The sequence below is a fragment of the Polynucleobacter necessarius genome, assembly GCF_900095205.1.
GTDB lineage: Bacteria > Pseudomonadota > Gammaproteobacteria > Burkholderiales > Burkholderiaceae > Polynucleobacter > Polynucleobacter necessarius_E.
Genome location: NZ_LT606951.1, coordinates 982812 through 1002323 on the forward strand (window position 1 = coordinate 982812; position 19512 = coordinate 1002323).

The window sequence follows — 19512 nt, forward strand, 5'->3', positions numbered from 1 at the left end:
ATCTAGGATGCAAGCTTAGGTGGTTTTTTGCCCAAGAGAGGACATGGCATAACGATGTCCGGTTGAGCGCGTAATAGTTTTCTATCCTTGCCTGGATAGCTTACTCTAGACAATAAATCCTGAATGAGGTTGAGATGAGTAAGTTTCTTGTTGTTTGCGTTGATTACTGTCCAAGGGGCTAAAGTAGAGCTGGTCTTTAGAAGCATTGCATCGCGTGCTTTACTATAGGCCTTCCAATCCTTTTGCGCCTGCTCATCAATTGGGTTTATCTTCCATTGCTTAAGGGGGTCAGTTTTTCTACTCTCAAGACGTGCAGCTTGCTCTTTCTTATCGATGTCTAAATAGTATTTAATGATCTGAATCCCCGAATCAATCAATAAAACTTCAAGCTTATTCACAGACGTCATGTATTGGGCATCTGTACAGAAACCCATGACTTTTTCTATGCCAGCACGGTTGTACCAACTCCGATTGAAGACAACAAATTCTCCGGCGGTTGGTAATTCAGCGATGTAGCGCTGAAAATACCATTCACCCTCTTCGCGTGAAGAAGGTTTTCCTAATGCAACAACATGAGTTTCACGAGGACTGAGATGCTCAACTATGCGCTTGATTGTGCCATCTTTTCCTGCGGTATCTCGACCTTCCATAATCACCAGAAGTCGCAGATTGCCAGTAATAATTTGACGCTGGAGCTTTACGAGCTCAATTTGTAAAAGCCTGAGCTCTTCCTCGTAACTTTTCTCGTGATCCTTTATTTTTACCTTCTTACTCATTGCTTACGGGAGGGGCTTTTTTAGCGGCCTGTTTTTCTCTAATTTCTCCAAAGCCTTTGTGAGTTTATCAATGAGCTTCTCTCTGTCTGCCTCAAGCTTATCTAGTTTTTTAAAAAGATCTTTGATCAGTTTCTTTTGGCTCATGGCAATTCCTTAATTATTAATTAAATTTCAATCCTTTGGTGCTACGATTTAATGGCTTCTGATACAAGCGTTTATGACACATTCGATGGATTTTTCTTTGAATGCTTTTTGCAATTCATTCGAAAAAACTGATCAAAAAAATGGCTCTTCATTACAGCAACATTCAAAAATTAATCGCCATGAGGATGGGAAATTAAAAAGATGGTCCTAAGAACGAGATAATGTTTTTAGGCTTTATGGAACAGATATGGCACAAATCAGCCCATCAGGAGCAATCGATTAACAAATCCCAAAACCTCAAATAAATCAATTACTTAGGGTTTCTTAATATTATTCTGGGTGGAAGTTATTGCTGGCCATGAAACTGATAGTGCGCTCAAAGTCTAAGATGCGGATGTAACGCCAAGCAATATCATGATATTTGCTATCCAAGTAACCAATAGCGACTTCAGGAGTCCTTTTGGACAAGTCGATCTGTTGAATTGCGCGGGCCCAATGTTTAAGTCTTGTTGACATATTTGCTACCTCCATGAGCATACAGTGTATGGAAAAGAGGGCGAGATGACACGAATTACAAAATATTTAGTAAATATTTATTAAAAAACTGACTTTTTACCTATATGGAGACAACTTTATTGGGATTTAGGATATTTTGAGGGTCTAGAGCTCTTTTAAGAGTCTTCATGAGTTCGTGGGCGACTTCACCCTTGTGAGCCCTTAATCCATCCAATTTGAGCTGTCCAACCCCATGCTCTGCGGAAATGGAGCCTTTGCATCGCTCAACCTGCCCATAAACCAGCTCACGAATGGGTTTTTCATTCGTTTCGTTAAAAAATCTAGGGTCGATGCCAAGGGGTGGGGCAATGTTGTAATGCAAGTTTCCATCGCCCAAATGGCCAAAATTGATGATTCTGACCCCAGGGAATCTTTCCCTCATTAATTGATCTGTTTCACTGATAAAGGAATCAAGGAAAGATAGGGGGATGGTGATGTCATGCTTCAGGTTCGCGCCTTCTTCGGCTTGCGCAAGGGTAATGTGTTCACGCATCTGCCAAAATGTATTTGCTTGACTTAGATTGCTAGCGATCACGGCGTCACTAATGAGCTGCGCCTCAAAAGCCTCCTCCAGGATAGTCTCCAATAATTGCCTTACATGAGTCTCACTTTCGTGATCAGACAGCTCAATTAAAACTGTATAAGGCAGGTTACCTTGAAGCGGGTTGGCCATCTGCGGAAAGTGTTTTTCATTCAAATCCAAAGACTCTTGCGTCATCATCTCAAAACCCGTGAGCAATGACGTTGCTCTTTTTTGGAATAAATTGAGGAGCGCTATCGTAGAGGCAATGTTATCGGTAGCAACTAAGGTGGTCCATTGCGATATGGGCAGGGGGTAAAGCTTCATGACTGCAGCAGTAATGATTCCCAGGGTGCCCTCAGATCCAACAAACAAATCCCTCAGATCGTAGCCAGTGTTATCTTTGCGCAAGTCTTTCATGCCATCCCAAATATCACCACTAGCAGTGACAACTTCGAGACCCAAACACAAATCGCGTGCATTGCCATAGCGCAATACGTTAGTTCCACCAGCATTGGTTGCCAAGTTGCCACCAATCATGCAGCTTCCCTCGGCACCAAGACTGAGTGGGAATAGAAAGCCATAATTAGCTGCTTCTTCTTGTACAGCTTGCAAAATACAACCGGCTTCAAGCGTTATGGTTTGATTGGCAACATCGATTTCCCTTATCTGATTCATGCGCTTAAAGTTCATGATGATTTGGTTGCCAATGTTGTCGGGAGTGGCACCACCACAAAAGCCAGTGTGGCCACCCTGTGGAACGATAGATACGTTGTTCGCCGCACATAGTTTTACGATCTGAGCAACTTCATCACTCGCACCTGGAAGCACTACCGCTTGAGCTTTGCCAGTAAAACGCTTACGCCAATCAGTTTGATAGGGTGCCTTATCTACTTCCTCAATCAGAACGTATTTCTGATCAAGAATATTCTTTATTTCGTTAATGAATGAGTTAGTCATTGCTGAGCTTCGCGCTGTTTCTTTAACAGTTTTGCTTCTTTTTTTATCGGCTTCAAGTAAATCAATAAACAGATAAATCCAATGGTTGCAAGCATAGTCTCGAGAAGAGCAAGCCAAAAATTAGCGCCTGTTTCTAGAATGCGAACTAATCCTTCAGTGATATATAGCAGTATCAACATGGAAGCCCATTGCATGGTGTAAACCTTACCTTTCCATAATCCTGGGATGGCAAATAGTAGTGGTATCCCTTTTAAAATTAGCCAGGAACCGCCTGGCCTTAGTGGCGAGATAAACCATTCCCAGCAAACGCAGATAATAAATAAACCCACAAATGCTGCAGTAGCTAAAAGTTGATAAGGATTTTTTTCAAGAATTTTTTTAATCATGTTGAGCAATTAATGCTTTTCTTTATTGTTATGGAGCATTAAGGCAGTTAGCGCAAGTCTCTTTCCTTGGGCCTTCGCTAGACGTTGTTCTTCAGGACTAATTGGGGCACGTCCATCAGCATGAGCAAGGTGCGTCACGCCATATGGACTTCCACCAGTGCTAGAAGCCATTAAATTTGGCTCGCTATAAGGAATACCCATCAGCATCATGCCATGGTGAAAGAGAGGGATCATCATGGTTAAGAGTGTGCTTTCTTGACCACCATGCATACTCCCGGTGCTAGTAAAAACACACGCCGGTTTACCAATCAAGGCTCCATTCATCCATTCTGATGAACTGCCATCCCAAAAGTATTTCATCGGCGCAGCCATATTGCCAAAACGTGTGGGCGACCCAAGAGCCAAGCCGACACATTCTTGTAAATCCGAATATTCGACATAAGGCGCGCCTCCTTGAGGAACCGTTGCTTCGGCAGCCTCGCAAACTGTTGAAACGGCTGGAACAGTTCGGAGGCGGGCGTTTACCCCGGGAACACTCTCGATTCCTTCAGCAATCAGTCGTGCTAAATCCTTGGTTGCACCATAACGGGAGTAGTACAAAACTAAAATATCGTGTTGGCTCATATTCATCTCTTATGATAAAGCGATGCGCATTATTCGTAATCCTCAATTATGGCTCTCCCTAGGCAAAGAGATCTGGGAGCGCAATCGCGACCAAAATTTGAAGCAAATCGCCGCAAGCCTCTCATTTACGACCACTTTATCCATCATACCGATGGTTACTGTGGCGACCATTCTGATCGGTTATCTACCAAGTGTCATACAAGTAAAAAATGTATTTAGAACTTGGTTACTTGAAACCTACATGCCGGGCAGCCTAAATCAACAAGTTTTTATTTATTTGGATCAGTTTTCTGCTCAAGCACGGAGTCTAACGTATTTAGGTTTGCTTGGCTTATTGGTAACAACAATCATGACATTGGCCGTCATCGAGGATGCGTTCAATCATATTTTCAAAGTAGAGCTAAAGAGGCCAATCCTAAAAAAGCGCTAATTTATGGGGCTGCGACCTTTTTAGGGCCATTGCTTCTGGGTGTTGGCATCTATTTAAGCGGGGTTTTATTTAGTGCTTCGGAAGGGTGGATCAAAGCTGTCTCACTTGGGTTCCGTTTAGTAGCCACATTTGCGCCCATATTGCTCGCAATTGGGGTATATGCAGTTGTTTATAAGATTCTGCCTTATGCCAAGGTCACCTGGAGAGATGCTTTTACAGGCGCTTACATTTATTTGAGCTGATGAAGTTTGGCTTTGCAATTTTTCTGAGCCACACCGCTTTCTATAAAACAGTCTATGGCGCCTTTGCCATCTTTCCCTTAGGTCTTGTTTGGATCTACCTAACTTGGTGGATAACCCTAGCTGGAGCCGTTCTAGTAGCCAACTTACCTAATATCCGGAATGGTCTCATTAGGGTTATTCGTTACTAAAAGTCGCCTCTAAACCCTTGATTCAAAGAGGGCTTAAGTCTATATTGAGGGAATAAATGTTTTGCTTTTCGGAGACCAAATGAAAGTTCGTGACATATTACGCGTTAAAGGGGGCACCCTTTTTACTGTAGCCCCTGATACCGCTCTGCAAACAGCAGTGCTTGTCATGAGCGAGCACGATATCGGTTCTTTGGTGGTTATGGAATACGACAAGTTGGTGGGCATTCTGACCTTCCGCGAAGTGATTGCTGCTTTGGCTAAACACCATGGCAAGCTTGAGGGTCTTCAAGTCAGCTCGGTGATGAATCAAAAGCCATTAACTTGCAATATGGAAACTGAAATTGATGAAGTCCGTCGCATGATGTTGGTTGATCATGCTCGTTATTTACCCGTGGTTGATCAAAAGATGTTGATGGGTGTGATTTCTTTCTACGACGTGGCGAAATCGGTGGTCGAGGCCCAAGATTTTGAGAACACCATGTTAAAAGCCTATATTAGAGATTGGCCCGAAGATACCGAAAAGGCTGCTTCCTAAGTTGTTCTAGCCGTATTTTTCCTACAAATGACATAATGTGGTTATGTCAGGAAATACTTTAGGCCTTTTTTTTACTGTTACCACCTTTGGTGAATCTCATGGTCCTGCAATTGGGGCCGTTGTTGATGGCTGCCCTCCAGGAATGAGTTTGTCGGAATCCGATATTCAATTCGATTTGGATCGCCGCAAACCAGGCATCTCACGCCATGTAACTCAACGCAAGGAAGAGGATAGGGTTGAAATTCTCTCAGGCGTTTTTGAGGGCAAAACTACGGGTACACCTATTGCGCTGTTGATTCGAAATACTGATCAGCGAAGTCAAGACTACGGCGATATCTTGCAAACTTTTCGCCCTGGTCACGCTGACTATGCCTATCAGCAAAAGTATGGCATTCGCGATCCCCGCGGAGGCGGTCGCTCATCCGCACGCTTGACTGCTCCCGTTGTTGCTGCTGCAGCTATTGCCAAAAAGTGGTTGCGTGAAAAGTATGGCACCGAGTTTTATGGCTACATGAGCCAATTAGGTGAAAAAGAAATTCCATTCAAGGATATTTCACATATTGGCAGCAATCCATTTTTCGCTGCCAATGCTGAAATCATTCCTGAACTCGAAAGTTACATGGATGAACTTCGCAAGGCAGGGGACTCTTGTGGAGCGCGCATAGAGGTTCGTGCCCGCAATGTTCCAACTGGACTAGGTGAGCCTTTATTTGACAAGCTTGATGCAGATATTGCGCATGCCATGATGGGCATCAATGCGGTAAAAGGTGTTGAAATTGGTGCCGGCTTTAAATCAGTTTCCCAACGCGGCAGTGAACATGGTGATGAACTTCATCCTGGCGGATTTGCTACCAATAATTCTGGCGGCACTTTAGGCGGGATTAGTAGCGGCCAAGATTTACGCATCTCTATTGCCATCAAACCGACCTCTAGCATTATGAGTCCAAAGCAGTCTGTAGACTTAGACGGAAACCCAATTACCGTGCAAACGAAAGGGCGCCATGATCCTTGTGTTGGTATTCGGGCAACACCAATTGCGGAAGCAATGCTAGCACTCGTATTAATGGATCATGCGTTACGTTATCGCGCACAGTGTGCTGACGTATCTTCGCCTGCGGCTTCTATTCTAGCATCGCAACCGGGCCCCTACCGCGACTAATTTGGCTTATTAAATGACGCCTTCGCTTCGCGCTGGGCATTCGGGTCCTTTTTCTTTTTATATTTTGCTTATGTGGGACTTGTGTCTCCATATGCAAGCTTATTCTTTTTGGATCGCGGCTTTAGCGTTATAGAAATTGCTGCACTCATGTCCATGGTGCAGATCACCCGAATTGTTGGACCTTTCTCATGGGGATGGCTGTCAGACTACCTCTCAAATCGAATTGGCATTATTCGTTTTTGTGCATGCCTAGCCGCCATCATTTTTTTATGTATCTTTTTTTGCAAAGCTACATCAGCTTTTTTATATGGATGTTTGTTCTACACACCATTCTCAGCAGCTTGATGCCTCTTGGTGAATCAGCAACCATTCATGCTTCATACAAAGATAACTCGTTTGATAAACGTTATGGGTCGCCTGCGTCTTGGGGGGTCTATCGGCTTTATTGCCATGGTTCTCCTTGCTGGGGAGCTATTCCAACGAAAGACTATCGAACTCTATCCGATAGTAGGTACAGTAAGTTTTGGGAGCATTAGCCCTGATAACCTTTTGTCTGCACGAGCCCAAGATGGAGCATCGCAAAATGGTAAAAGGAGAGTTATTAGTAGTTTTATTTAATCCGGATGTACGTTGGTTTTTAGTCTCTGGCTTTTTTATGATCTTTGCCCATGCCTCTTTGTATGTTTTTTATTCTTTATATCTAGCTGACCTGGGTTACAACAAATTTCAGATTGGTCTTTTTTGGGCGCTAGGAGTTTTTGCAGAAGTAGTTTTCTTCTATTTTCAAAGCAAGGTTTTGAGTAGACTTGATGCGGAAGTCATTTTGCAGGCTGCTTTTGGAATCGGTGTGATCCGTTTTGTCCTGATTGCCTTTTTTGCCCATAACGTCAATCTTAATTGTGGCGCAATTAATGCATGCGGGCACTTTGCAGCACACCATAGCGCGCTGCTGCCACCAAACTACTTCAACGTTGATTTACGGGACCATTACAGAGGGGCCAAGCCCTCATGGCAACTGATTTCATATGGACTTGGTGGAACCCTAGGAGGCTTATTCGCCGGATGGATATGGGAAGCATCCCCAGCCCAAGAGATGTCTTTGTCATGTCCGCATTTGCATGCGGACTGGCAGGAATAGCCATCCAAAAACTTAGGCCGCGCCGCTATCCTGCCAGGTAAGCAATCTTATTGAATTTTTGCTTTAGCACGAAGTTTTTGCATCATTTCTGAGAACTTCGCCTTTTGCCAGTTCTTGTCAGCCATGATCATTTGCTTCAATTGATCTTTCATTTCTTCCATACTTGGTGCTTTGACATCGCGTGAATCTACCATCTTGATGATGTGCCAACCAAACTGAGATTTAACTGGTTTATCTGTAATCTGACCGTTTTTAAGTTGCACCATTGCTTTTGAAAACTCGGGAACCAATGCTTTTTCGGTTACCCAACCCAGATCACCACCATTTTTGGCTGAACCAGGATCAAGCGATTTCGCTTTTGCAATTTCTTCAAAATTAGCTCCAGCCTTTAATTGAGCCGTGATAGCTTTAGCGCCAGCTTCTTTTTCCACCAAAATATGCTCAACGTGGTATTCCTTGCCAGTAAACTGCGCCTTAACCGACTTATATGCTGCCTGTAAATCAGCTTCAGCAACGCCTTCTTTCTCAATGAAGTCTTCAAACACAGCAGCAACCAATACTCCCGCTCGAGCCTGCTCTAGTTGTTCGCGCACTGCTTCTTTTTGAGTCACGCCACGCTTATCTGCCTCTTGCAAAACTAATTCACGTGTTACTAACATTTCTCGAGCTCGGTCATGAACCTGAGGGGTATTAGGCTGACCAGAGCGTTGTACTAACTTATCCAATTGGGCTTTCGGAATGGATTTGCCATTCACAATTACCGCATTTTGGGCAAAAGCATGGCTAGATATAAGTGCGGCGCCAAGAAGGCCAATGGTAAATAGTTGTCGTGTGTTGATCATGGGTATCGAATAATTAAATTTAAAGGAAACAAATCTATTTTAAGGTGGCTTTATCCAGCAACCTCATCTGGAGAAAGGGCGGAGATGGTTAGCGCATGGATTTCTTTAGGGATATGGCGATCTAGAGCTGAATATATGGCTCTATGACGCGCTACTAGGTTTAAACCCTTAAATTCTGGCGCAACAATTTCCAGCCTAAAGTGGCCACCACCGCTTGCTGCCCCAGCATGACCTGCATGAAGATGGCTTTCATCTTCAATTTTCAGAGTGTGGACCTGAAAGACTTTTCTTAAATCACTATCAAATGCCGCAATACGAAGCTCATTGTTGGTATTCATTCGCTTGGATGCTCCATATGACGGGATAGCCAAATACCCTGAATAATGACAAAAACCAGGAGAAGGCCGGTGCTACCGAATAACTTAAAGTTAACCCATGTTTCTTCGGAGTACTCAAATGCAATATACAGATTGAGTGCGCCCATTAAAAAGAAGAAGGCAGCCCAAGCCATATTTAATCGATGCCAAATGGAGTGAGCAGAATTAGCCTTTAGCGTGACTTGTTTACCGATTAAGACCTGAATCCAATTTTTTTGAAAAAATTGAGCGCTAATAAATAGTGCTCCAGAAAATAGCCAATAAAGGGCAGTTGGCTTTAACTGAATAAATGTTTTGTCATGTAAAAATATAGTTAGGCTGCCAAAGACAAGAATCATCACCAAGCTAACCCATTGCATCGCATCTATCTTGCGATGGCGGTAATAGACCCACAGTATTTGTCCTATGGTCGCAACCATTGCAACAATGGTGGCAGTGTAAGTATCACCAAATTTGAAGGCTATAAAAAAGAGGATGATGGGGAAGAGGTCAAATAAAAATTTCATTTACGAATTATCCAGTAATTTTTTATTCGAGATCTTTTATAGGGACCGCATTTTTACTAGGCTCAAAGGTCAATGAAGCGGAGTTAATGCAATAGCGAAGCCCAGTAGGCATGGGACCATCGTCAAATACGTGCCCTAAATGCGCATCACAGTTGGCGCAACGCACTTCAGTGCGGATCATGCCATGACTGGTATCACGTACTTCTTTTATGGATGCCGGCGCTTCGGGGGCGTTATAACTGGGCCACCCGCAACCCGCATCAAATTTGGTTTCCGATAAAAAGAGGGGGGTTTCGCAACAAATGCATTTGTAACTACCTCGATCCCAGTGATCCCAGTACTTGCCAGTAAATGGACGTTCAGTAGCAGCTTCGCGTGTAACGCGGTACTCAACATCACTGAGTAGTTGCCTATATTCTTGGTCAGTTTTTTTCATAAATGTTCTAAGAGGATGATTTGCTTTTTACGAAGAGTTACGATGAACAGCTAACCTCTACCGAGGGAAAATTATCAGGCGGTGAAGTTGCATAAGATTCGTACTCACTCTGCTCGGCATATGGCTTACTTAATATATTGAGAAGTTTTTCTACCTCAGAAAAATCTTTATTCTGCGCCTTTTCAATAGCAATTTGCGCTAAATGATTTCGTAAAACATATTTTGGATTCACTAGATTCATCATTTCTTGACGCTGCAAACCAACAATCGATTCATTTCTTAAGCGGGCAATGTAATCACTAAACCATCGTTCAATTTCTTCTCGATTGATAAAATCATCCTTCAAGGATGATTTGTGAAGGGTGCATCGTCATTTCGACCTTACCAAGATTTCGAAAGAATTTCGTAAAATCAACCCTAGACTCATGCATCATCTGCAAAAGCCTTTCGATCAGAGCGACATCACCTTCATGGGATACAAAAAGCCCAACTTTTTTCTAAATAAATCTTGCCAGGTTTGCGCATAAATGACCGGAAACTCTTCTAGAACCTCGCGCAAAAGGTTTTGCGCTGCCTCCCCAGATTGAAGCTCTACCAATGGAATCATTGCACTAGCAAGACACGCCATATTCCAATGCATGATCTGCGGTTGTCGATGATAGGCGTATCTGCCACCCCGATCACTATGATTGCAAATGTGATCGATTTGAAATTGATCCAAAAATCCATAAGGGCCGTAATCCATTGTCAAGCCAAGCACGCTAATGTTGTCGCTATTAAGTACTCCATGACAGAAACTGACCGCTTGCCATTGTGCAACTAACTTTGCATTGCGCTCACATATAGCCTTGAATAAAACCAAATAGGGATTGTCAACATCAAGACAATCGGGATAGTGCTGTTGCATCAGAGAATCAGCAAGCTCTTTTAGGCGTTCAATATTTTGCAAGGAGGCAAAATGCTCGAAGTGGCCAACCCGAATAAAGCTTGGGGCTAGGCGAGCACAAACTGCAGCAGTCTCCATGGTCTCTCTTCTGACTGGTAAATCAGAACCAACTATCGATAACGCCCTAGTGGTTGGAATACCCAGTGCATACATTGCCTCGCTACAGAGAAATTCTCTAATAGAGGATCGGAGTACAGCACGGCCATCACCCATGCGTGAAAATTGAGTTTTACCCGCCCCTTTAAGCTGCAATTCCTGTCCAGCAATATCACCTAACAATATGGCGCGACCGTCACCAAGCTGTCCAGCCCAAACACCAAATTGATGACCGCTGTAGACAGTGGCGATTGGATTTGAGAATTGATGCTTTGATGTGCTTAACTCATTACCCGCCAAAACAGGTAACCAAGACTGATCAAGAGGAAAATTATTCTCATTAAGTGGAATATTGACTAATTTGGCGGCCGAAGGTGAAAAGGCAACCCAGCAAGGATCAGGTATTGAGGTCGGCAAGGTGGATTGGCAAACATCGTCGCCAGTTAAAGTAAAAGCCATGAAGTCTATTCTAGGAGTATTTCCAAAATTGCGTACATCCCTCTAAAATCTTCTTATGAATATAACAAGTACAAATTAATCCACAGACTCAACTAGCCAATCTAGGCGAGGAATTAAATGTTCCTTTTTTAAAGCTTCTTGGGGTTCGTTGTTTAAGTACCGGGATGGGCAAAGGTGAGATTTTGCTAGCCTTGAAACTAGAGCACAACAATACATGGGAAGTGGCACATGGTGGTGTTCTCTCTTAACACTGATGGATGTAGCGATGGCTGTGGCAGCTCGCTCTGGTGATCCAGGTGACCGCAGTGTTGTGACGATTGAAATGAAAAATAATTTTATGCAAGCCGCTACTGGCGTACTCCGGGTGAAGACTGATACAGTTCGGAGAACAACCACAATGGCATTTTGTGAGGCTAAATTATATAACGATCAAGGTGAAATTTGCTGTATGGCAACCGGGACTTTTAAATACCTAAAGCGTCTAGCAACTCGCAATGCAGATGGTGAGCGGGTAATCAACGACGATAGCCGACTTTAATACCTCTACACAGATAAATTAGAGTCAGATGCTGAGCTCAGTGCACCAGTAACAACATTATGACCAACAGTTCCAGAGGCATCAAAGCGGCGCTCAACTAATTCAAATTGACCGTCTTTTCGAACTCTGAGTACTGTACTGGAGCGGGTCCCATAATTTGGAGTCTTAACAAATGCAGGGGAAAGTGCTTTCTCCCAGTCCTTACTAACACCAGTATTTGGTAACTCATGATCGCTAGCGTAGTGCGTGTCAGATAAAAGCTTTAGATACTGATCCGCATTTTTAAGCTGCCCTTGATCCATGGCCAATGCCTGCGCAAAAGCTGCTACACGATGGTTTACTTTTGGCCAGGGGGTATCTAGCATGGCATTAGATAGACCATAGACCCCGGGCTCAAGCGCTTTTTGTGGAAATATTTTGCGCGGACGCAGACTTTGCCCCATTAGCATACGATTGCTTACCCAATGCATCTCAGCATTCGCAGGACCACTCAAATTTGCTATCAACAAATTAAAACCGTTGTACTGCTGAAATCGTTTTGCATTTCCTTCGATAAATTGACTAGGGTTATCCTTGCTTGTTAAGTACATTAAAGAAAGTTCGCCGCGTGTTCTCGCGTCAGGATTTTTTTCACTAGGAGCACGTACATTTGTGAGGGCTGCAAATTTTCCAGTCTTGGTAAAACCAAGCCATGTACCCGGACTTCCAAGTGCATCAGCACGATCTCTTCCCGCCAAGACATGAGGATGCTCTGACCACCAAGTAACACCCTCTGTATCACGCTCATAAAACTCGTCACGATTCGCCGCTACCACTAAAGAGTAGTCGGGGTGAGAATTCCATGCGAATAAGATGAGACACATAAGGGGGTTAAATTTCCAGTAAAGGGTAAGGCAATGCATCTGTTTTTAACACAGGTCCTGTGACGCTACCAATATGAATTTCACCATTCTCAAGTGCTTCAAGCTTGCATTCAATCTGCAAATCCATTCGATTTTGTTCACTAGACCGCCATGCCGATAAAACTACTATTCCGGCCGGTTGGGTTGGATCTTGATCATGAAAAAGTTCAGCACCAGGAGTAACTAGACCTTCATCCAATGATGCACCATCAACGTGAGCTAGCTGCAGCCTTCGTTTAATTGCTCCACGATATTGACTGCGCGCAACAATTTCCTGACCTGGGTAGCAACCTTTTTTAAAATCAACACCAGCAACAGATTCAAAATTAATCATTTGAGGAACAAATGCTTCTTGAGTTGCTAGAACAATGCGTGGAATTGCGCTCAGCACTTCTAGCTCGTTCCACACATTCAGTATCTCGCCGGAATCCTGCCCCTTAATAAAGTCATCCTTTGGTCCAGCCATCAGAAGGCGCGCGACAGATTGCCCATCAATCAAAACATCTGGCAAGCGCAAGGCAACTTCATTGGCATTTCTTTTAGTATCTGAAATTTGGTTTACTGAACCATACAACCCATGGACAGCCCATTTCGCAGAGAGATCTATGACCTTCACTTTTGAGCGCAAGACATACATAGCCAAACGTTTAGCGGTGCTGGCAGCAATGTCTTTTGAAATAAATAAAATAAAACGGTCATCAGTTGCGGATGGAAAAAGACCAATCCAAGCACTTGCCAGCAATCTTCCTTTGGGATTGCAATAACCTACTAGACGGGCAGCAGAGTAGCCATAAGCCTGTTGCTCAGCTAGAGTTGGAGTAAGCCCTAGTACTGAATTGGTTAATTGGTTTTGCAAAAAGGCTGAAGCGTCCGTTCCTTCCACCGAAATTACACTCCATTGATCCAAATAACAGGGGAGCAGGGCAGGGTTATTCAAGTAGTTTTGCACGGTTTGGGGGGTATTGGTCATGACCCTTTTATCATAGCCTGATGAGCAGAAAAATTCAGGGAAGAACCCTTTTTGTAAAGAAAAAACTCCGAATGGAAAATTCAAACCCTGGCTTGCCTTTTTTATAGCCACACTTGGATTGCTTTATGGTGGTATTTTCATATTGCCAGTAGTTCCCGATCGCCCCAATGTTGAGGGTGGGTCTGCTTATAGGGCAAAAATTAACCCTCACTCAAGTCTTTCGAGCATTGCAGAGCAACTTCGCCAACAAGGCATATCAGTGAATTCGGTGACTATACAAATTGGAACTAGAACTTTATTTGTGGCCTCAAAACTGAAGCCGGGAACTTATTTATTTCCAAATGGCGCCAGCCTTGGAAAAGTACTGCTACAGATCGCCCGTGGCGATCGCGTTAAAGAAAGCATAGCCATTATCCCAGGCATGACAATTTGGTAGCTAAAGGCGTTTATAGACTCACACCCAGCCCTTATCCATCAAACCAAGGGGGGATGGAGCAATAGAGAGCTAATTACCCTTCTAAAATTGAGCTATCCCAGCGATGAAGGAATTTTTCTTCCAGATACCTATGTATTCGATCCTGATGAGTTGGATCTAGATATTTATCGGAGAGCTGCCTCGGGTATAAAAAAACAGCTCTCGCAAAGCTGGGAACAAAGACAGCAGGACTTGCCTCTTAAAATGGCCTCTACGAGCTCTTAATTTTGGCATCCATAGTTGAAAAGAAACAGGGAAACTGAGCGACAGAGAAATGCTCTCTGCAGTCTTTATCAACCGACTTAATAAGGGAATGCCACTGCAAACCGATCCCACCGTTATTTATGGAATAGAGCCCAAATTTGATGGGAATCTAAGAAAAGCAGATTTACGTAAAGACACTGCCTACAATACCTATATGCATAAAGGATTGCCACCCACCCCAATAGCAATGCCCAGCAAGGAGTCCATCCTAGCTGCAGCACATCCCGCCAAGAGCAAGGCCCTATTCTTCGTAGCTAAAGGGGATGGAAATAGTCACTTTTCTGAAACTCTAAAAGAGCATGAATCTGCCGTAGATCGATATCAACGTAAGATTGCGCCTAACAAAGCCCTCCAATTAAATTGATTTGCATATGAACTCAGCACACTCAGGATATTTCATTAGCTTCGAAGGGATCGACGGTGCAGGTAAAAGTACCCATATAGATGCTTTTCGTGCTCTTATGCAAGAACGCTTCCCCAATCGTGAAGTGATGATGACACGAGAACCTGGCGGGACAACTCTTGGCGAGCAATTACGCAAACTACTCTTAGATACCCCAATGAATTTAGAGACTGAAGTATTGCTGATGTTTGCAGCACGCAAAGAGCATATTGCGCAGGTAATAGAGCCTGCACTTCAATCTAGCAAGATCATTATTTCAGACCGTTTTACCGATGCCAGTTTTGCCTATCAAGGCGGAGGAAGAGGCTTAAGTTTAAATAAATTAGATGATTTAGAGCGCTGGGTTCAAGGACGCACAGATGGATCTCTATTGCAACCCAATCTAACAATCTTGTTTGATCTTCCTGGTGAAGTTGCTGAAGCCCGTCGCTCCAAGGTTCGAGCGCCCGATAAGTTTGAAAAGATGGATTTAGACTTTTTTGAAAGGGTTCGTCAAGAATATTTGCGCCGAGCCAAAGAAGATCCGAATCGCTTCCATTTAGTCGATGCCACGCAAACCCCTGAAGCCATTTGGAACGGCTTGAAATCCATTGAGATAACAATTTAAGTGAATGAAGCAATGCATGATCTAGAACAAGGAGCCCATATAGCGCCTTGGCTTAAGCCCTTGTGGGATAGTTTAGATTTTCAGAAATTTCCCAATGCGATTTTGTTGCATGGTCAATCCGGTATCGGTAAGTCTGCTTTTTCAGTTGAATTGGCTAGGGCACTGCTTTGTGAAAACTCTAGCCTTATCCTGAGGCCTTGCAATCAATGTGAAGCTTGTAATTGGTTTAACTCCGGCAATCATCCTGACTTTATTGCTCTTGTTCCCGAAACACATCGAAAACTCTTGCCCCACGCTGAATATCAAAGCGATGAACCAACAAAAAAAGGAAAGCCCGCTCGAGAGGACGGTGATAGTGAATCTAGCGAGAGAAAAGAAAAGAAAAATATTTCAATAGAAGAAACACGCCAAGCGATTGAAAACCTGGCAATCGGATCGCATCGGGGCGGCAATCGCGTGATATTAATTTATCCACTCGAAATGTTGCGCTCAGATTCGGCGAACACATTACTGAAGTCTCTCGAAGAGCCTCCGTCGAATACTATTTTTATCTTGATTGCAGATCGAGTTGATCGGGTTTTACCCACGATCAGATCGCGGTGCAGACTCTTAACTGCCCCTCGGCCAGATCGTGATCAAGGCTTAGCTTGGTTAAAAATACAATTGTCCGCTGTTGATGGGATGGCAATTAATACCAATGATGCCGAAGCGATTTATGACGAGCAAGGAGGCGCTCCCTTCTCGGTACTGGACTCGCTTATCGCGCGACACTACAAAGATGAATTAACAATCTCAATTTTGGCTTCACGTCATTTGCTACAGTCAATGGCCCAAGGGGATAGGATTAATTGGCTTGAAACAGCAGAAAAAATTCATAAAGCACGTTATGGATTTTTATTGGCCATTATGCAACGCTGGGTCTCTGATTTGCAATCGGTTAAGCAGGGTGGTGAGCCACGCTATTATCCTAAGCACTTGACGACACTACGCGGACTCTCGGATATGGCGAGAACCTCAAAAATGCTGCAATTTTGGCAATCCCTCATCAATGCCCGTCGCCATGAAAATCATCCATTGGCCAATAGAATTCAGATAGAAGCACTACTTTCCCAATACCAGCTAATCTTTAAGGATTAGAGCGGCGTAAGGCAGACTAAAATAGGGAGGTCATGTTCATAGACTCCCATTGCCACCTAGACTTTCCAGAGTTCCAATCTCGACTACCTGAGGTTTTGGAAAATATGCGCCTAGCCAAAGTAAGCCATGCATTGTGTGTCTCAGTGGACTTACCAGATTTTCCTAATGTTCTTAAGCTAGCTCAAGATCACATTAATCTTTATGCCTCGGTAGGTGTTCATCCGGACTATGAGGACGCTCCTGAGCCCACATATGACTTTTTAGTTCAGACCGCCCTCCAGCATCCTAAAATCATTGCAATCGGTGAGACAGGTCTTGATTACTATCGTATGGGGGATCGTAGTTACGAGTCCATGGAGTGGCAACGTGAACGTTTTAGAACCCACATTAGAGCGGCCATTGTCTCTAAAAAGCCTTTAATCATCCATACTCGTTCAGCATCCGTAGACACCATCAAAATCCTCAAAGAGGAGGGCGCTCAGACCATTGGTGGCGTAATGCACTGCTTTACTGAGTCTTATGAGGTTGCAAGGGCGGCGATGGATATGGGTTTTTTCATCTCATTTTCAGGAATTGTGACATTCAAGAGCGCGAAAGAACTGCAAGAAACTTGCCAAAAAGTACCTCTAGATCGCATGCTGATTGAGACAGACTCCCCGTACCTACCCCCAATTCCTTATCGCGGAAAACTCAATGAACCTGCATGGGTATCAAAAGTAGGTGAATTTATTGCACTTTTGAAGAACACTTCAATTGAAGAGTTAGCAAAACATACTTCAGATAACTTTTATCAATGTTTTCATATAGATAGAGAATGTTAATGAGAATCAACTTTAATATTTATTCGGTTATTTCTGTTTTATGCTTCTACATATATAGCAATGCAATTGCTCAAACCGAAGATCAAATTACGGACTTTACCAAGGCCGCAAAATTTAACGATATTTCCACCGTTAAAGCATTGATTTCCAAAGGCGTTAGCCCTAATACGACCGATCCAAAGGGCGATCCTATGCTTAACTTGGCGCTAAAGGATAAATCCGATGATGTCATTAGCTACCTGATAAGCAATAAGTCTACTGACGTTGATTTATCCAATAAATATGGTGAAACGCCGCTGATGATTGCCTCGATTGAGGGAAATTTGCCGGTTGTAAAGATGCTGGTTGAACAAAGAAAGGCCAAAATTGACCATATTGGATGGGCTCCATTGCATTATGCAAGCTCTAAAGGTCAGCTGGATGTAGCCAAATATCTTATTGCCAATGGAGCAGTTATAGATTCTCAAAGCCCTGGAAACACAACTCCATTAATGATGGCCGTTCATGCAGGAAACGAAGAATTAATCAAACTTCTATTAGATAAGGGCGCAGATCTGCAGCTTCGTAATAACAATGGATTTACTGCGATTGATATAGCCATAATTTATGAGAAGCCTTGGATAGCAGAAGGATTAAGCTCACGCTGGCAAAAACTATATAAAAAACCATATGAGGGTCCAAAAGAACTCGGTCAGCCTAAGCCATAATAACCTTAATTGCGTATAATCATTATTATGTCAAATAAGATATATTTGTTATCTAACTACCAATTCCCCAACTATGTTTAACCCTTTTTAAAAATACTGACCTACCTAGACCTAGCATTACTACATTGTTTAGTGAGATCAATGCAGATAATGGGGAGTAGTCAAATCTGGGGCATAGTGGTAATCGCATGCCTTATGTTGGCTGTTCACGCCGCTACGGTCTTGGGGATTGCTGGTGCATTCCATGCTATTGACAGAGTGATGACAAGACGACGAATTGTGGGTGCAAGTTTTTTATCCTATTTCATTGCAATCATGTTGGTCATCGCTTTCCATTTTTGCGAAATCAATGGCGCATTTTGCCCATCATTATTTCCTTTTCAGGCATTTTTGCAGTTTCTATGTCCGGCGCAGCTCTGTACACCATGATGGGTGCCTTACTGGGTCACTCCAGCAATGGCTCAAACTCAAGCACTGGGAATTAAGGGGCTCTAATTTAGCGCTGATGGGAAGAATGGGACTTTTTTGCTTATAAAAACGAGTTCTAGAACCCTTCCACTTGATTCCTGTGAGCGAATTCGCCTAGGAAGCCACTCAAGATCTTTTGCAAGCCATAAGTCTACCTTGGGCGCTTAAAGGGTCATTTTCACGTTGCATTTAAAGCGTAATGACGATTTACTGTCCTCCCAAGACTTGGTATGTCCTCGGATACTGTCTCGCCATAACTCTTAAATTGCCATATTTCTAGCGTGTTGTAGTCAACAACGGGTATGCCGTGAATGCTTCCAGCCTCATCTATTTTGCTATCCCCATTTATAACAATGACGCCAGTTGAAATATGAGACTAAGGCGATCCTGGGTTCCCTTGGAGTGGAAGTCGGGCTTCTCAGAAAAGAACATCTGCCCCTCCCCCTTTTTTCATTGCGATTAAATCTAGAATAGCGAGGCGGCTCTTAGCACCTCTTTGTGACCAATAAATAGTCGGAGCAATTCCATAAGCATCTACCGATTCCCCTAGATTCAAAAACAAATGGGCCAATAAGTGCGTATGGAATATTCACATAAAGCCGATAGCTATTACCATCATTAATCCAATCTATTTCGCCAGTCTGATACTTTTGGCCATCCACATAAGAATCGTAATAAATGATCCCAGACTCGGGTAATTTAAATGCAACACCAGTTTGATTATTTAGGCCGCCCTGCTGACCAACTTCATCAGCAATCGGACCTAGACTTTCTCCTGCGAATTGTTTTTCTTTAATAATCCTTTTCTTATTTGTTTTTGCAACCTGAATTTTTTGGGAGGCTCCAACTTCAGCTCAGTCTTGATGATGAGGTCTTCAGGAATGGGTTGAGAAATACCAAA

Annotated in this window: 24 protein-coding genes and 1 pseudogene; 13 read left to right on the plus strand and 12 right to left on the minus strand. The window is 43.4% G+C overall.

Features of this window, described 5'->3' with window-relative positions; all coding sequences use genetic code 11:
• Positions 1-2 precede the first annotated feature (2 nt).
• The 4 genes from ppk2 to wrbA all read right to left on the minus strand — a co-directional run bounded on the left by ppk2 (position 3) and on the right by wrbA (position 3965).
• Complete coding sequence (ppk2, locus tag DXE37_RS05455) at positions 3-776, minus strand: polyphosphate kinase 2 (protein ID WP_114636835.1); 774 nt, start codon at positions 774-776, stop codon at positions 3-5.
• 760 nt (positions 777-1536) lie between these two features.
• The gene (locus tag DXE37_RS05470; protein ID WP_114636837.1) at positions 1537-2955 is read right to left on the minus strand and encodes an FAD-binding oxidoreductase; all 1419 of its coding nucleotides are present in this window, start codon (positions 2953-2955) and stop codon (positions 1537-1539) included.
• Positions 2952-3341: a DUF2069 domain-containing protein gene (locus DXE37_RS05475; protein WP_114637542.1), complete on the minus strand. Its 390-nt coding sequence runs from the start codon at positions 3339-3341 to the stop codon at positions 2952-2954. Before DXE37_RS05475 ends, DXE37_RS05470 begins: the two co-directional genes overlap by 4 nt.
• 9 nt (positions 3342-3350) lie before the next feature.
• Positions 3351-3965, minus strand: a complete 615-nt coding sequence (gene wrbA, locus DXE37_RS05480) for an NAD(P)H:quinone oxidoreductase (RefSeq protein ID WP_114637543.1) — start codon at positions 3963-3965, stop codon at positions 3351-3353.
• A gap of 22 nt (positions 3966-3987) precedes the next feature.
• On the opposite strand from wrbA, the pseudogene DXE37_RS12540 reads away from it, so the two are divergent.
• From DXE37_RS12540 to DXE37_RS12550, 5 genes and pseudogenes are all read left to right on the plus strand, one after another.
• Positions 3988-4825 (plus strand): annotated as a pseudogene (locus DXE37_RS12540) (YhjD/YihY/BrkB family envelope integrity protein).
• 79 nt (positions 4826-4904) lie between these two features.
• The gene (locus tag DXE37_RS05490) at positions 4905-5360 is read left to right on the plus strand and encodes a CBS domain-containing protein (RefSeq protein ID WP_114636838.1); all 456 of its coding nucleotides are present in this window, start codon (positions 4905-4907) and stop codon (positions 5358-5360) included.
• A 43-nt stretch (positions 5361-5403) separates the two neighbouring features.
• Positions 5404-6519, plus strand: a complete 1116-nt coding sequence (gene aroC, locus DXE37_RS05495; protein ID WP_114636839.1) for a chorismate synthase — start codon at positions 5404-5406, stop codon at positions 6517-6519.
• 72 nt (positions 6520-6591) lie between these two features.
• Positions 6592-6864 (plus strand): MFS transporter, encoded by a 273-nt coding sequence (locus DXE37_RS12545; RefSeq protein ID WP_231971174.1) that lies wholly within the window; start codon positions 6592-6594, stop codon positions 6862-6864.
• Positions 6865-7102: 238 nt separating this feature from the next.
• Positions 7103-7657: an MFS transporter gene (locus DXE37_RS12550; protein WP_231971175.1), complete on the plus strand. Its 555-nt coding sequence runs from the start codon at positions 7103-7105 to the stop codon at positions 7655-7657.
• A gap of 47 nt (positions 7658-7704) precedes the next feature.
• Here DXE37_RS12550 and DXE37_RS05505 read toward each other — a convergent pair whose 3' ends face one another.
• The 6 genes from DXE37_RS05505 to DXE37_RS05525 all read right to left on the minus strand — a co-directional run bounded on the left by DXE37_RS05505 (position 7705) and on the right by DXE37_RS05525 (position 11319).
• Positions 7705-8499, minus strand: coding sequence for a peptidylprolyl isomerase (locus DXE37_RS05505; protein WP_114636840.1), 795 nt, complete (start codon positions 8497-8499; stop codon positions 7705-7707).
• A gap of 50 nt (positions 8500-8549) precedes the next feature.
• Positions 8550-8837: a BolA family protein gene (locus tag DXE37_RS05510; RefSeq protein WP_114636841.1), complete on the minus strand. Its 288-nt coding sequence runs from the start codon at positions 8835-8837 to the stop codon at positions 8550-8552.
• Positions 8834-9382 (minus strand): septation protein A, encoded by a 549-nt coding sequence (locus tag DXE37_RS05515; RefSeq protein ID WP_114636842.1) that lies wholly within the window; start codon positions 9380-9382, stop codon positions 8834-8836. Before DXE37_RS05515 ends, DXE37_RS05510 begins: the two co-directional genes overlap by 4 nt.
• A 22-nt stretch (positions 9383-9404) precedes the next feature.
• Entirely contained in the window at positions 9405-9818 is a 414-nt protein-coding gene (gene msrB, locus DXE37_RS05520) for a peptide-methionine (R)-S-oxide reductase MsrB (protein WP_114636843.1), read from the minus strand.
• Between the two features lie 37 nt (positions 9819-9855).
• The gene (locus DXE37_RS12555; RefSeq protein ID WP_231971176.1) at positions 9856-10164 is read right to left on the minus strand and encodes a protein adenylyltransferase SelO family protein; all 309 of its coding nucleotides are present in this window, start codon (positions 10162-10164) and stop codon (positions 9856-9858) included.
• 105 nt (positions 10165-10269) lie between these two features.
• A complete protein-coding gene (locus DXE37_RS05525) occupies positions 10270-11319 on the minus strand; it encodes a protein adenylyltransferase SelO family protein (RefSeq protein ID WP_231971177.1) in 1050 nt (349 codons plus the stop codon).
• Between the two features lie 214 nt (positions 11320-11533).
• On the opposite strand from DXE37_RS05525, the gene DXE37_RS05530 reads away from it, so the two are divergent.
• Positions 11534-11857 carry a PaaI family thioesterase gene (locus DXE37_RS05530; protein ID WP_231971178.1) on the plus strand — a complete coding sequence of 108 codons (324 nt, stop codon included), beginning with the start codon at positions 11534-11536 and terminating at the stop codon, positions 11855-11857.
• A 5-nt stretch (positions 11858-11862) separates the two neighbouring features.
• Here the strand turns inward: DXE37_RS05530 and DXE37_RS05535 are convergent, their stop codons facing one another.
• The gene (locus DXE37_RS05535) at positions 11863-12720 is read right to left on the minus strand and encodes an NRDE family protein (RefSeq protein WP_114636844.1); all 858 of its coding nucleotides are present in this window, start codon (positions 12718-12720) and stop codon (positions 11863-11865) included.
• A gap of 7 nt (positions 12721-12727) precedes the next feature.
• The gene (ygfZ, locus tag DXE37_RS05540) at positions 12728-13615 is read right to left on the minus strand and encodes a CAF17-like 4Fe-4S cluster assembly/insertion protein YgfZ (RefSeq protein WP_231971179.1); all 888 of its coding nucleotides are present in this window, start codon (positions 13613-13615) and stop codon (positions 12728-12730) included.
• Between the two features lie 232 nt (positions 13616-13847).
• On the opposite strand from ygfZ, the gene DXE37_RS12560 reads away from it, so the two are divergent.
• The 7 genes from DXE37_RS12560 (at position 13848) to DXE37_RS11440 (ending at position 18628) form a co-directional block, all read left to right on the plus strand.
• A complete protein-coding gene (locus DXE37_RS12560) occupies positions 13848-14165 on the plus strand; it encodes an MltG/YceG/YrrL family protein (protein ID WP_231971180.1) in 318 nt (105 codons plus the stop codon).
• A 313-nt stretch (positions 14166-14478) separates the two neighbouring features.
• On the plus strand, positions 14479-14832 hold the full coding sequence (mltG, locus tag DXE37_RS12565; protein ID WP_231971181.1) for an endolytic transglycosylase MltG: 354 nt from the start codon (positions 14479-14481) through the stop codon (positions 14830-14832).
• Between the two features lie 7 nt (positions 14833-14839).
• Complete coding sequence (gene tmk, locus DXE37_RS05550; RefSeq protein WP_114636846.1) at positions 14840-15478, plus strand: dTMP kinase; 639 nt, start codon at positions 14840-14842, stop codon at positions 15476-15478.
• 12 nt (positions 15479-15490) lie between these two features.
• Positions 15491-16615, plus strand: a complete 1125-nt coding sequence (locus tag DXE37_RS05555; protein ID WP_114637544.1) for a DNA polymerase III subunit delta' — start codon at positions 15491-15493, stop codon at positions 16613-16615.
• A 32-nt stretch (positions 16616-16647) separates the two neighbouring features.
• Positions 16648-17436 (plus strand): TatD family hydrolase, encoded by a 789-nt coding sequence (locus DXE37_RS05560; protein ID WP_114636847.1) that lies wholly within the window; start codon positions 16648-16650, stop codon positions 17434-17436.
• Positions 17436-18143 (plus strand): ankyrin repeat domain-containing protein, encoded by a 708-nt coding sequence (locus DXE37_RS05565; protein ID WP_114637545.1) that lies wholly within the window; start codon positions 17436-17438, stop codon positions 18141-18143. The genes DXE37_RS05560 and DXE37_RS05565 overlap by 1 nt, the downstream gene beginning before the upstream one ends.
• A 338-nt stretch (positions 18144-18481) precedes the next feature.
• Complete coding sequence (locus DXE37_RS11440; protein WP_197713115.1) at positions 18482-18628, plus strand: hypothetical protein; 147 nt, start codon at positions 18482-18484, stop codon at positions 18626-18628.
• Positions 18629-19512: the final 884 nt, after the last annotated feature.

Bases quoted from the DNA above. Each gene is read 5' to 3' on its own strand.
- ppk2 (WP_114636835.1), bottom strand. From the start codon at position 776: ATGAGTAAGAAGGTAAAAATAAAGGATCACGAGAAAAGTTACGAGGAA.
- DXE37_RS05470 (WP_114636837.1), bottom strand. From the start codon at position 2,955: ATGACTAACTCATTCATTAACGAAATAAAGAATATTCTTGATCAGAAA.
- DXE37_RS05475 (WP_114637542.1), bottom strand. From the start codon at position 3,341: ATGATTAAAAAAATTCTTGAAAAAAATCCTTATCAACTTTTAGCTACT.
- wrbA (WP_114637543.1), bottom strand. From the start codon at position 3,965: ATGAGCCAACACGATATTTTAGTTTTGTACTACTCCCGTTATGGTGCA.
- DXE37_RS05490 (WP_114636838.1), top strand. From the start codon at position 4,905: ATGAAAGTTCGTGACATATTACGCGTTAAAGGGGGCACCCTTTTTACT.
- aroC (WP_114636839.1), top strand. From the start codon at position 5,404: ATGTCAGGAAATACTTTAGGCCTTTTTTTTACTGTTACCACCTTTGGT.
- DXE37_RS12550 (WP_231971175.1), top strand. From the start codon at position 7,103: ATGGTAAAAGGAGAGTTATTAGTAGTTTTATTTAATCCGGATGTACGT.
- DXE37_RS05505 (WP_114636840.1), bottom strand. From the start codon at position 8,499: ATGATCAACACACGACAACTATTTACCATTGGCCTTCTTGGCGCCGCA.
- DXE37_RS05510 (WP_114636841.1), bottom strand. From the start codon at position 8,837: ATGAATACCAACAATGAGCTTCGTATTGCGGCATTTGATAGTGATTTA.
- DXE37_RS05515 (WP_114636842.1), bottom strand. From the start codon at position 9,382: ATGAAATTTTTATTTGACCTCTTCCCCATCATCCTCTTTTTTATAGCC.
- msrB (WP_114636843.1), bottom strand. From the start codon at position 9,818: ATGAAAAAAACTGACCAAGAATATAGGCAACTACTCAGTGATGTTGAG.
- DXE37_RS05525 (WP_231971177.1), bottom strand. From the start codon at position 11,319: ATGGCTTTTACTTTAACTGGCGACGATGTTTGCCAATCCACCTTGCCG.
- DXE37_RS05530 (WP_231971178.1), top strand. From the start codon at position 11,534: ATGGGAAGTGGCACATGGTGGTGTTCTCTCTTAACACTGATGGATGTA.
- DXE37_RS05535 (WP_114636844.1), bottom strand. From the start codon at position 12,720: ATGTGTCTCATCTTATTCGCATGGAATTCTCACCCCGACTACTCTTTA.
- mltG (WP_231971181.1), top strand. From the start codon at position 14,479: ATGCTCTCTGCAGTCTTTATCAACCGACTTAATAAGGGAATGCCACTG.
- tmk (WP_114636846.1), top strand. From the start codon at position 14,840: ATGAACTCAGCACACTCAGGATATTTCATTAGCTTCGAAGGGATCGAC.
- DXE37_RS05555 (WP_114637544.1), top strand. From the start codon at position 15,491: ATGCATGATCTAGAACAAGGAGCCCATATAGCGCCTTGGCTTAAGCCC.
- DXE37_RS05560 (WP_114636847.1), top strand. From the start codon at position 16,648: ATGTTCATAGACTCCCATTGCCACCTAGACTTTCCAGAGTTCCAATCT.
- DXE37_RS05565 (WP_114637545.1), top strand. From the start codon at position 17,436: ATGAGAATCAACTTTAATATTTATTCGGTTATTTCTGTTTTATGCTTC.